The sequence below is a fragment of the Pseudomonas putida genome (assembly GCF_003228315.1).
Classification (GTDB): Bacteria; Pseudomonadota; Gammaproteobacteria; order Pseudomonadales; family Pseudomonadaceae; genus Aquipseudomonas; species Aquipseudomonas putida_S.
Map to the genome: position 1 here is coordinate 3553744 of NZ_CP029693.1, position 12298 is coordinate 3566041.

Annotated in this window: 11 protein-coding genes; 5 read left to right on the top strand and 6 right to left on the bottom strand. The window is 62.0% G+C overall.

Annotated elements, in window-relative coordinates; all coding sequences use genetic code 11:
• Positions 1–2 precede the first annotated feature (2 nt).
• Positions 3–1724, bottom strand: a complete 1722-nt coding sequence (locus tag DKY63_RS16545; RefSeq protein WP_110965079.1) for a DUF2138 domain-containing protein — start codon at positions 1722–1724, stop codon at positions 3–5.
• A 35-nt stretch (positions 1725–1759) separates the two neighbouring features.
• Positions 1760–2548: a YfaP family protein gene (locus tag DKY63_RS16550; RefSeq protein WP_110965080.1), complete on the bottom strand. Its 789-nt coding sequence runs from the start codon at positions 2546–2548 to the stop codon at positions 1760–1762.
• Between the two features lie 277 nt (positions 2549–2825).
• Here DKY63_RS16550 and DKY63_RS16555 point away from each other — a divergent pair, with 277 nt between their 5' ends.
• The 5 genes from DKY63_RS16555 (at position 2826) to DKY63_RS16575 (ending at position 9330) form a co-directional block, all read left to right on the top strand.
• Positions 2826–3971, top strand: a complete 1146-nt coding sequence (locus tag DKY63_RS16555; protein ID WP_110965081.1) for a Fic family protein — start codon at positions 2826–2828, stop codon at positions 3969–3971.
• A 211-nt stretch (positions 3972–4182) separates the two neighbouring features.
• Positions 4183–4425 (top strand): exodeoxyribonuclease VII small subunit, encoded by a 243-nt coding sequence (locus DKY63_RS16560; protein WP_110965082.1) that lies wholly within the window; start codon positions 4183–4185, stop codon positions 4423–4425.
• Positions 4422–5309 (top strand): (2E,6E)-farnesyl diphosphate synthase, encoded by an 888-nt coding sequence (gene ispA / locus DKY63_RS16565; RefSeq protein WP_110965083.1) that lies wholly within the window; start codon positions 4422–4424, stop codon positions 5307–5309. Before DKY63_RS16560 ends, ispA begins: the two co-directional genes overlap by 4 nt.
• 91 nt (positions 5310–5400) lie before the next feature.
• On the top strand, positions 5401–7296 hold the full coding sequence (gene dxs, locus DKY63_RS16570; protein ID WP_110965084.1) for a 1-deoxy-D-xylulose-5-phosphate synthase: 1896 nt from the start codon (positions 5401–5403) through the stop codon (positions 7294–7296).
• A gap of 150 nt (positions 7297–7446) precedes the next feature.
• Entirely contained in the window at positions 7447–9330 is a 1884-nt protein-coding gene (locus tag DKY63_RS16575; protein WP_110965085.1) for a TonB-dependent receptor domain-containing protein, read from the top strand.
• 135 nt (positions 9331–9465) lie between these two features.
• Here DKY63_RS16575 and DKY63_RS16580 read toward each other — a convergent pair whose 3' ends face one another.
• From DKY63_RS16580 to DKY63_RS16595, 4 genes are all read right to left on the bottom strand, one after another.
• A complete protein-coding gene (locus tag DKY63_RS16580; protein WP_110965086.1) occupies positions 9466–10266 on the bottom strand; it encodes a cobalamin-binding protein in 801 nt (266 codons plus the stop codon).
• On the bottom strand, positions 10266–10685 hold the full coding sequence (locus DKY63_RS16585; protein WP_110965087.1) for an MFS transporter: 420 nt from the start codon (positions 10683–10685) through the stop codon (positions 10266–10268). Before DKY63_RS16585 ends, DKY63_RS16580 begins: the two co-directional genes overlap by 1 nt.
• Positions 10682–11299, bottom strand: coding sequence for a GTP cyclohydrolase II (ribA, locus tag DKY63_RS16590; protein WP_044465292.1), 618 nt, complete (start codon positions 11297–11299; stop codon positions 10682–10684). The genes DKY63_RS16585 and ribA overlap by 4 nt, the downstream gene beginning before the upstream one ends.
• A 248-nt stretch (positions 11300–11547) precedes the next feature.
• Complete coding sequence (locus DKY63_RS16595; protein WP_110965088.1) at positions 11548–12285, bottom strand: substrate-binding periplasmic protein; 738 nt, start codon at positions 12283–12285, stop codon at positions 11548–11550.
• Between the last annotated feature and the right edge of the window lie 13 nt (positions 12286–12298).

The following is a 12298-nucleotide window of genomic DNA, read 5'->3' on the forward strand; positions in this document are numbered from 1 at the left end:
CGTCACAGCGCTTTCCATGTCAGCGGCAACCATTGCCAGTGACCGTCGGGCTCACTGCCTTCGGGCAAGGTCAGGGCGTATTTGCCGTAGCCACCGAGGGTGCGCAGTTTAGGGATCAGGTAGGTTTTCGCGGCGTTGTAGAACACCGGTTCCATGTCTGGCGGCAGGCTGTCGAGGGTTTCCTGCTGCATCAGTTGCGCCATCGAGTCCGGGCCGAAATAGATCGGCATCAGCAGATCCTTGGGCACCACATCGGCCATCGGCGGGAAGCGTTTGTCGAGGGTGCCGAGGGCCTTGTCCACCAGTTTGTCATCCAGGGAAAACACCAGTGTCGAGCCGTGCCGCGCCAGGCTCACGCGCATGAACGCCTTGCCGCTGATCGCGTCGGGATTCTCGGCATCCCCGGCTTTGTAAGGGCCGAAGTTGGAGCTCACCTGGCGCTGCCACTGATGGCTTTGACCTTCCTGCTTCTCGACCACCGGGAAGACCTGTTCGTCGACGTTGGCCTCAAAGGCGCCCACCATCGAACCGAACAGCTTGCCCAGATCACCGTCGAGTTTGGCGCTGTCCTTGTCATTCAGACTGGCCACCAGCAGCGGCGTGTACAGCCGCGAATCGGCGTACCAACACAATCCCGCCGCGCCGGCCATGTGTTCGGTCAGCGCCTGGGCTACCTTCTCTTCGGCGCCGAGCTTAACCAGCAACGGCTTCTGTTGTTCGGCGGCCAATGGCAGGGCCACACAAGCGCTGGCGCCCATGGGCATGGCCTGCCAGATCGGTTTGAAATCAAAATCCGGCTGGTTTTCCAACTCATCCATCGCCAGAAAGCTGTGCCAGCCCTTGTCGTCCATGTCGAAGCGCAGGCCGGCGAAATTCGGGATAAACCGCTGGTACCCCATGGCCAGCACACTGGCGTTGACCGACAGCCGCTGTTTGACCTGCGGCGCACGAGGTTGCAGGCCAAAGGCTTCCGGGAAGAGTTTTTCGCCGCCCAGCAACGCGGCGATGGCCTGGGGCGAAACACTGCCCGGAGCTTGCGACTCACCGCTTTGCGGGTCAACGAACCGGGTCGGATTCGACAACACCACCAGTTTGTCGCCGTGGGAAGCGAACAGCAGTGCCCTGCCCGCGTTATAGGTGAGCTGATAAAGCGCCACGTCATCGGTGCCGACTTTCACATCGGCGATCTTGCTCAACTGCGAATCATCCAGCGCCACTTTCGCCAACGGCTCCAGCACCTTGGCCAGGCCGCCGCGATCCATCACCAGCAAGAAATCCCGGAGTCGCCCATCCGCTCCGCGCCACAGTGCGATGTCGGCCGGCTGATCGAACAGTTGCTCGATCAGCGTGTCCTGCAACTTCAGGTCATGCTCGTAGATGATTCGCCGCAGACTGCCGATCAAACCGAGGCGATCGGCATGGGTTTCGTAATAGAAGACGAAATCCTCGGTGAGGGTTTCCTTGAGGAACGGCACCGCCAACAGGTCCTTGGGCAACTGGCTCAGGGAATGGGTTTCCAGCAGGCCGTCGGGGCGGCTCATACCGAGTTTTTCCGCTGCCAGTTGTGGCGCCGGGGCCTTGCTTTTATGCATCAGCCAACCCATGCCAGCGGCCACGCCCGCCACCAGACACAGCCCGACCACAATGGCCGGCCAACGACGGGACGGCTTGGCGCCCGGTGTTTCGGCGGCCGGTGCTGCAGTTGAATCGGTGCTATCGCTCATGAATACAAACCCAAATCATCCGTGGTGCGGGATGCTCAATAGTTGAAAGTCTTGACCAGCAGCAGGTCGCCGATGGCGCGCAAGGGCACGATGAAGGTCTCGCGTTTTTCGTCGACGGTGTTTTCGTTGAGCACCAGGTTGATCTGCGAGGTGATCACCTCGTTCTGGTTGCTGGTCTCATCGAAGTTATAGCCGCCGCTGCCGAAGTTGCCCCAATAGTTCACGTAAACCAGATAGGTGCCATGCAGCGGCGCGGTCATGGTGAACATTTCAGGTCCCGGGCCATCCACGCCGTCCGGGTCGAGGCCACCGCCGTTGGTCAGTGCCGAATGGGCCCAGAACGCATGCTGGCCGTCGGGGGTGATGATGTGCAGGTCGAGTTCGGCTTTCGGGTCGTCCCAACCCAGCACCACGCGAATCCGCGCCGGCGTGCGCAGATTGTTGGCTTCATAGAATTGAACGCGCTTGAGCGACTGGCCTTCGGCGCTGCGCACTTCGACGCTGTTGGAGCCGGCACCGAAGGCATAGGGCCGGGCGAAACGGCCCTGCTCGTCGGTGTACAGGTTCAGCGGATTACCGTTGACCGCCAGCGTGTGGGGACCGCGTTGCGTGCCGAGGGCCTTGAGCTGGCCCTGGATCATCGTGCGATTGCGCTGCACGCCTCGGTCGATGGGCGGCGTCGGGTAGGCCACCTGCGGGTTTTCCGTACGGTCCAGCAGACCATTGAAGCGCCAGCCTCCCACCGGCTCCGACAATTCGGCATTCGGCGCGGCCAGAGCCTGCGCACAGGCCAGCCCGATCAGCAGCAAAAGAAATGAACGCATGTGACGCCTCCTGCCATGCCTGACGAAACCTTGCGCCTGATCCTCGGCGCGTTACAGATGGGGTGACTGCGTTTCGTCTGAAAAACCCGCGACTGGCGGGTCATCAATGGCGCGAAGGTTAGTCACTCTATTCCCGCCGAACAATCGGATAATTCCTACGCTGCAGAGCAAATCACTGTTCCGAGTGGACGGTGAGCCGAATAGGCGTCATATTCGGCTCACCAAATGAGCCGAATAGCGGATTTATTCGGCTCACGTACCGGAGATTATTTCGCGCATGGCAACTGACTGGATCTGGCAACAGCCTGACTGGCCGAATTTCCACTGGCAGGCCGATCACCTGGCGCCACTGCTTCGCGAGTGTATTCAGGCCCAGGGTCAATTGATGGGGATGGCCGGTTCAGTCGGGAATTCCCTGAGTGCGCAAAGTGAGCTGGATGCGCTGCTACAGAACATCGTGACCTCCTCTGCGATCGAGGGCGAGCAGCTGAATGTCGGATCGGTTCGCTCTTCATTGGCCCGGCGCCTGGGTCTGGAACTGGTCGATGGCGATAAAGTCAGTCAGCGCAGCGAGGGCCTGGCGCAGTTGATGCTCGACGCCACCCAACATTTCGCCGAGCCTCTGACTCTCGAGCGGCTGCTGCACTGGCACGAGTGGCTGTTTCCTGACCAGCACACTGACTTCGCCGCCCGCTCGATACGGGTGGGCGTCTTGCGCAGCGATGAGCCCATGCAAGTGGTTTCGGGTCGACTCGACCGGCCGACCATTCACTTCGAGGCCCCGCCTCGTCCGGGCCTTGAGCAACAACTGAAGGCCTTTCTCGACTGGTTTGCAACCAGCCGAAATCAGCCTGACCTCGATCCCGTGCTCAGGGCCGGCATCGCCCATTTCTGGTTTGTCACACTGCACCCCTTCGACGACGGCAACGGTCGCCTGACGCGAACCATCACCGACCTTGCCCTGGCTCAGGGCGAGGCCCAGGCGATCCGCTTTTATGCCATGTCGGCAAGCATCCTCGATGACCGTGCGGGCTATTACCGGGTACTGGAAAACAGCCAGAAAGCCACGCTGGATATCACCCCATGGCTGGACTGGTTCTTACAAACCCTGTTGCGCAGCCTGCGGCAGGCCATGGTGAGAATCGAATCGGTACTGGGCAAGGCGCGCTTCTGGCAGGCGCACCGGGAGTCCGGGCTGACGGCTGAGCAAACCAAAGTACTCAATCGCCTGCTCGATGGAGGTGAACGAGGGTTCGAAGGCGGTATCAGCGCGGCGCAGTATCAGGCCGTGGCGAAAGTCTCCAAAGCCACTGCGACGAGGCATCTGGCCGAACTGCTGGAAAAGGGTTGCCTGAAGCGGCTGCCGGGGGGTGGGCGCAGTACTCGATATCAGATCAGACATCCCGATTCGACGGACACCTGATTCCTCGGCCCGCCTCCCGTAGGAGCGAGCCTGCTCGCGATGAACCTGAGAGCGCCATGGGGTGTCAGGCTTCCCGCGTTATCGTTGACGACCATCGCGAGCAGGCTCGCTCTACAGGAGGCGGGCCGGCTGGAAACCGTCCGCTCATTTGCCCATAAACCCCCTATCTGCTAGTGTCGCGCCGGTTTAACGTCTACCGGAAATCGCCGCCATGGCCCGCAAAAAAGCTGCACTGGATTTCGAACAGTCCCTCGCCGACCTGCAAACGCTGGTGGAGCGTCTGGAGAACGGTGAATTGTCGCTGGAAGACTCGCTGACCGCTTTCGAGCAGGGCATCGGGCTGACCCGCGATTGCCAGGCGGCGCTGGCCCAGGCCGAGCAGAAGGTTCAAGTGTTGCTCGAGCGTGATGGCGAGATGGCCGAGGAACCCTTCGACGCGGATCAACCAGAATGATTGCAGCGTACTCGGCGACCAGCCAGGCCCGTGTCAATGCGGCCCTGGAAACCCTGTTCAATGCCCCCCTGCCAGAACTGGCACGACTCTACGAAGCGATGCGCTACAGCGTAATGAATGGCGGCAAGCGCGTGCGTCCGCTGCTGGCCTATGCCGCTTGCGAAGCGCTGGGCGGCAAGGCCGAGCAAGCCAACGGCGCGGCTTGCGCGGTGGAACTGATCCACGCCTATTCGCTGGTGCACGACGATTTGCCGGCCATGGACGACGACGATCTGCGTCGCGGCCAGCCCACCACCCACAAGAAATTCGATGAAGCCTGCGCGATCCTCGCCGGTGACGGCTTGCAGAGCCTGGCCTTCAGCGCCCTGCTCGACCCGCGCCTGAGCAGCCTGGATGCCGACATCCGCCTGCACATGGTCACTGCCCTGGCCCAGGCCGCGGGACCGGCGGGCATGGTCGGCGGTCAAGCCATCGATCTGGGCTCGGTCGGGCTCAAGCTCGATCAGAAAGCCCTGGAACAGATGCATCGCCACAAGACCGGTGCGCTGATCGAAGTCAGCGTCACTCTCGGCGCCCTGGCCAGTGGCCGTGTCGAGAAGGACGAACTCAAATCCCTGAAGACGTATGCACAGGCCATCGGCCTGGCGTTCCAGGTGCAGGACGATATTCTCGACGTCGAAAGTGATACCGCCACCCTGGGCAAACGCCAGGGCGCCGACATTGCCCGCGACAAGCCGACCTACCCGGCCCTGCTCGGCCTCGACGCCGCCAAGGCCTACGCTCTGGAGCTGCGCGATCAGGCCCTGCACGCGCTGCGACCGTTTGACGCGGCCGCCGAGCCCCTGCGTGACCTGGCCCGCTACATCGTCGACCGCCGCAACTAAAGGCGTATCCGCCAAAAAAGACCAACGCGTGGGCACAGGCCGATGCATCAGGTAAACTGCCGCATCTTTTATACCTATAACGATTCGCCTGATGCCCACGACGTTTCATGAGATTCCCCGCAAGCGCCCGACCACGCCCCTGCTGGACCGCGCGAACACGCCGGACGGCCTGCGCCGGTTAGGCGAAGCCGAGCTGGAAACCCTGGCCGATGAGTTGCGCCTGGAATTGCTCTACACGGTCGGTCAGACCGGTGGGCATTTCGGTGCCGGCCTGGGCGTGATCGAGCTGACCATCGCGTTGCACTACGTGTTCGACACCCCGGACGACCGGCTGGTGTGGGACGTAGGGCATCAGGCCTACCCGCACAAGATCCTCACCGATCGTCGCGAGCGCATGGGCACCCTGCGCCAGAAAGACGGTATCGCCGCTTTCCCGCGCCGCTCCGAGAGCGAGTACGACACCTTTGGCGTCGGCCACTCCAGCACTTCGATCAGCGCCGCGTTGGGCATGGCCATTGCCGCCCGCCTGCAGAACAGCGATCGCAAGGCCATCGCCGTGATCGGTGACGGCGCCCTGACCGCCGGCATGGCGTTCGAAGCGCTGAACCATGCGCCGGAAGTAGACGCCAACATGCTGGTGATCCTCAACGACAACGACATGTCGATCTCGCGCAACGTCGGCGGTCTGTCGAACTATCTGGCGAAAATCCTTTCCAGCCGCACCTACGCGAGCATGCGCGAAGGCAGCAAGAAGGTGCTGTCGCGCCTGCCCGGCGCCTGGGAAATCGCCCGTCGCACCGAAGAATACGCAAAAGGCATGCTGGTCCCCGGCACGCTGTTCGAAGAGCTGGGCTGGAACTATATCGGCCCGATCGACGGCCACGACCTGCCGACCCTGATCGCCACGCTGCGCAACATGCGCGATCTCAAGGGCCCGCAGTTCCTGCACGTGGTCACCAAGAAAGGCAAAGGCTTCGCCCCGGCGGAAGTCGACCCGATCGGCTACCACGCCATCACCAAGCTCGAACCGCTGAACGCCCCGGCCGCGCCGAAAAAGGCCAGCGGCCCGAAATATTCCGGTGTGTTCGGCGAATGGCTGTGCGACATGGCGGCGGTCGATCCGCGCCTCGTCGGTATCACCCCGGCCATGAAGGAAGGCTCTGATCTGGTGGCCTTCAGCGAACGCTACCCGCAGCGCTACTTCGACGTGGCGATTGCCGAACAACACGCTGTGACCCTCGCTGCCGGCATGGCCTGCGAAGGCGCGAAGCCGGTGGTGGCGATCTACTCGACCTTCCTGCAGCGCGGTTATGACCAGCTGATTCACGATGTGGCGGTGCAGAACCTCGACGTACTGTTCGCCATCGACCGCGCCGGTCTGGTGGGCGAAGACGGCCCGACCCACGCGGGCAGCTTCGACCTGTCGTTCCTGCGTTGCATCCCCGGCATGCTGGTGATGACCCCGAGCGACGAAAACGAGCTGCGCAAGATGCTCACCACCGGTCACTTGTTCGAAGGCCCGGCGGCGGTGCGTTACCCACGTGGCAGCGGCCCGAATGCGACCATCGAAAAAGATCTCGAACCGATCGAAATCGGCAAGGGCGTGATTCGCCGCCAGGGCAGCAAGGTCGCCCTGCTGGTGTTCGGCGTGCAACTGGCCGAGGCGCTGAAAGTCGCCGAGACCCTGGATGCGACCGTGGTCGACATGCGTTTCGTCAAACCCCTGGACGAAGCCCTGGTGCGTGAAATCGCCGCCAGCCACGAGCTGCTGGTAACCGTCGAAGAGAACGCGATCATGGGCGGTGCCGGCAGCGCGGTCAGTGAGTTCCTCGCCCGGGAAAACATCCTCAAGTCGGTGCTGCACCTGGGCTTGCCGGACAGCTACGTCGAGCACGCCAAGCCTGCGCAGATGCTGGCCGAGTGCGGGCTGGATGAAGCCGGGATCGAGGCTTCGATCCGTGAGCGCCTGCAACTGTTGAACATCTAAACACCAGACACCTGCAAAACCCTGTGGGAGCGAGCTTGCTCGCGATTGCGGACTGACAGTCACCTGATTCATCGACTGACATACCGCTATCGCGAGCAAGCTCGCTCCCACATTTGATTTGTGTACACCAAAAGCACCAACGGACTACCGATGAAACTCTCCCCCCTCGCCCTGACGCTGACCCTGCTGCCGTCAGGCCCGCTGCTGGCCGACACCTTCGAACGCGATCAGGCCCTGAAGCTGCCCGATGTGCTGATCAGTGCCAACCGTCAGGTCGAGGCGCGCAACGACAGCAGCGCCGCCAACACGGTCTTCACCCGCGAAGACATCGACCGCCTGCAACCGGACAGCGTCACCGATCTGCTGCGCCGGGTACCGGGTGTGCAAGTCGCGCAAACCGGCGGGCGCGGCAGCCTGCCAGGCATCTACATTCGCGGCACGCAATCGGCGCAGAGCCTGGTGCTGGTGGACGGTCAACGAATCGGCACCGCAAGCTCCGGCGACAGCAACTTGCAGCACATCAACATCGAACAGGTCGAGCGCGTGGAAGTGTTGCGCGGATCACGCTCGGTGATTTACGGCAGCGACGCGATCGGCGGGGTCATCCAGATCTTCACCCGTCGCGGCGGCGAGCCGGGCCTGCGACCGCAGTTGCACGTCGGCATTGGCAGCAATCAGACCTTTGAACGTAGCCTTGGCTTATCCGGCGGCGATGAACAGACCCGTTTCAATCTCGGCGCCAGCCTTGATGAAACCGCCGGGATCGACCGCACCCATCAGTCGTATCCCAGCGACAGCGACCATGATGCCTACCGCAACCAGTCATTCAGCCTGAGCCTCAGCCATGCCCTGAGCGAAGACATCGAAATCGGCGCCAACGTGCTGGATAACCGTGGCAAGAGCGAATTCGACAATCCGTTCGGCCGCTTCGACCTGAACACCTTCGAGTCCGTCCAGCAACAACCCTACAGCGAATTCGATGTGAGCAGCGTCAGTAGCTATGTCGACGCGCGGGTCAATGAAAGCTGGAAAAGCCGCCTCGAATTCGGCCACAGCGAAAACCGTGAAAAGACCCTCGACAAACTCAGTGATGAGCGCAGCGTGTTCAACACCTACCGCGACTCGCTGAGCTGGCAGAACGATCTGACCCTCAATGATCGCAATAGCCTGATCCTCGGCGGCGACTGGTACGAAGACCGGCTCAACAGCAGCACGGATTTCGACGAGGACAGCCGCTGGAACCGTGCGGCGTTTGTACAGCATCGTTACCACACCGACAGCTTCTCCACCGAACTGGGCCTGCGCCGCGACCAGAACCAGCAATTCGGCGGCCAGAACAGCTGGAGCGGGACCTTCACCCTGCCGCTCAATCCCGATAACGATGTGTTGCTGACCTACAGCGAAGGTTTCCGCGCCCCGACCTTCAACGACCTGTACTACCCGGATTTCAGCAACCCGGACCTCAAGCCAGAAACCTCGAAGAGCTATGAACTTCAATGGCGCAGTCAATTGACCGAGGACAGCCGTCTGGAGGCCTCGCTGTACCGCACCGATCTGGAAGACGCGATCATCTTCGGCAGCAACTCGCGCCCGGAAAACGTCGCCTCCGCACGAATCAACGGCTTCGAGGCTGCCCTGAAGCAGGAGCTGTTCGGCTGGCAGAGCAACCTGGGCGTGGCGATCATCGATCCACGTGACCGCGACACCGGCCATACCCTGGCCCGCCGTGCGCGGCGCACCTTGAGCCTGGATCTGGATCGGCAGTTCGATCGCCTGGGCCTCGGCGCCAGCTGGCAGGCAGTGAGCAGCAGCTATGACGACCTGAACAATCAGCACTCGCTGGGCGGCTACGGGTTATTGGGGGTGCGCAGCAGCTGGGAGCTTAATCGCGAGATCAAGCTGGAAATGAAGGTGGATAACCTGCTGGACAAGGGTTACAGCCGGGTGCTGTACAGCCATGAAGGCAGTCAGTACGGGTATCGCGAGGAAGGCCGGGCGTTGATGTTCGGGGTGACCTGGATGCCGGAGATTTGATCTGAAGTTTGTGGTGACTGCACTGGCCTCATCGCGGGCAAGCCTTGCTCCTACAGGGCTTGCGTGTGCGCCAACATTGGGTGCGACACAAAACCTGTAGGAGCAAGGCTTGCCCGCGATGGTCGCACCCCGGTCTCAACGATCGGGCGCGATCAGTTGACATAACCTGGCCGTCGCCTCGACCATCTGCCCGCTCGGCCGCTCAAGGCCTTTGTCAGTCACCAACAGCAGCTGCTTGCGAACCACCGCATCGACTTGCGGCCAGGCTCGCCACGCATCGAGCTGCGCCTGATCACCCGCCAGTATCACCTCGGGATTACGCTGCAACACCGCTTCCACGCTGACTTGCGGCGCCGGCAACGTCAGGTCGGCAAATACGTTGCGAACCCCGCAAACCTCAAGGGCGTCGCTGATGATCTGCCCACCGCCGACGGTGTAGAGCGGCCTATCCCAGATTTGATAGAACCCGCGCAACGGCTGATCCCGCCGATAGCGCTGACGCAGCTCCGTCAGCCGCCGACGCAAATCGTTGGCCAGCTTGCTCCCGCGCTCGGGTCGCCCAAGCTGTTCGGCGATGGCTTCGATCTGTGCGGTGAGTTGGTCAAGGTTGTGCGGTTCGGCGACGAAGGTGGGGATGTTCAGGCGTTTGAGTTGCTCGCGCTGGGCCGGGCCGACACTGCCGGGCCAGAGCAATAGCAAATCGGGTTTCAGGCTAAGCAGCCGCTCCATATCCAACTGGCCGTAGCGGCCAACGGAAGGCAGGTCCTTGAGTTCGGCCGGACGCTCGCCGGCGTCCAGCACACCCACCAGCAGGTCGGTCGAGCCCAGTTCGACCACGATTTCCGAGAGCGACGGCGCAAGGCTGACTACTCGCTCGGCTGCCGCTGCGGCAGCGCTGAACGCCAGCAGCAGACAGCCCAGCCAGACAGCACGCATCAGGCCAGCTGGCGCGGGATACGGTAGAGGTAGAACAGCACGGCGGTTGAAAGCGCCAGCAACATCAATGGCACCGCTTCAAGGCCGACGAATACGGCCAGTGCACCAATCCACGCCGGCAGGCTGGCAGCGAGGAATGCCATGCGCCGCCGGGCGGCCAGGCTGATCCAGGCCGCGGGTTCGTCCTGGGTGTCGAGGGCTTTTTGCGTGGCGATCAGCGCGTGTTTGTAGCGACCGAAAAACTTCAGGCTGACAAACATCGAGGCCACGCCAGCAATGAAAAACGGCATCGCCAGCACCGGCAGGATCGCCTCACCCTGGCCGAACACGCCGTTGATGATGAACAGCGGCAACAGCGCCAGCGCAAAGTATTGCCACCAGTTGACGGTCAGCCGGCGTCTCACTTGACCACGGGTCACGCCCGGTCTACCTCGCCCTGATGCTCATTGCCCATCATGTGGTCCAGCTTGCTGGCCTTGGTCGCCAGGTAGAGTTTGTTGTGCGGGTTGTGCCCGGTGTGCAGTGGCACGCGCTCGGCAACCACGATGCCCATGTCAGTCAAGGCTTTGACCTTGCGCGGGTTGTTGGTCATCAGGCGCAGGGATTTCACGCCCAGGTGCTCCAGCATCGGCAGGCACATGGCGTAGTCACGCTGGTCGGCGGCAAAGCCCAGGCGCTCGTTGGCTTCCACGGTGTCGGCACCGCCGTCCTGCAATTCGTAGGCGCGGATCTTGTTCAACAGGCCAATGCCACGGCCTTCCTGACGCAAGTACAGCAACACGCCACGGCCTTCACGGGCGATGGCCTGCAGTGCGGCCTCCAGTTGCGAGCCGCAGTCGCAACGCTGGCTGAACAAGGCGTCGCCCGTCAGGCATTCGGAATGCAAGCGGCCGAGCACCGGGGCACCGTCGGCGATCTCACCCAGGCTCAGCACAACGTGCTCGCGGCCGGTGGCTTCATCGAGAAAGCCGTGCATGGTGAATTGCGCAAAAGGCGTTGGCAGCTTGGAAGCGGCGACAAAAACGACAGGCACCGGTGTGCTCCTGATCTAAAAAGTCCGAGATTCGCTGGACGGCATTGTAACAGCAGGTTCCAGCCGACGCTTAGGCTGAATTATCGAGGATAACTATCGATAAGTTTGATATCTGGCCCATAGCCACCTGTAGGAGCGAGCCTGCTCGCGATAGCGGACTTCCAGCCGAGGAAGATGTTGAATGACATACCGCATTCGCGAGCAGGCTCGCTCCTACAAGGGATACAGCGCCGATCGTGAAATTGCGGTCAGTTCGTGTCGAAAGGATACGGCTGTTTCCAGCGCTCGAAAATCGGCTTCAACTCGCCGCTTTTCACCAAATGCTCCATTCGCTCATCGAAGAGCGCCATCAGTGCGCGGGCCTGGGGGGTCTTGGCGAAACACAGGTAAAGCGGCAGTTCGGCAATATGGGTGCGGCGCAGCTGGGAGGGATCCTTGGCCCGGTTGAGGACGAAATCGACTTCGGTCAGCGCGTCGATGTAGTAGTCGACGCGCTTGTAGGTCAGCATCGAAACGATCCCCGTGCGCCGAACCACTTCATCGTAGTGGCGCACGTTGGGCAGGTAATTCTGGTAGTCGTAGCCACGAACCCAGGCGAGTCGATAATCACCCAGGGTCTCTGGCGTCGGCATGGGACTGCTGGCCAGGCCCAGGGCATAGATGTGATCGGTATCGAAGTTCCAGCGGGGATAGAGCAGTTGCTCGGCCTCATCGCGATAGGAGCCGACACAGGCATCCACTTCGCCACGCTCGGCCAGGCCGATGGAACGCAGATAGGGTTCGGTACGGATATCCAGCTTGACGCCCGCCGGCTCGAACACCTTGCGCAGAACGTCCCAGCCCAATCCCTGGCCATTGGCGGCGGTGTAGTCTTCCCATTCCTCGCTGGCCAGGTAAATCACGGACGGTGTCGTCGCGGCCTCCTCTGCCCGGGCGAACGAGCAGAACAAGGCCAGCACCATCACCATCAAACCGCGTAGAGCCATCCTTGATTCTCCC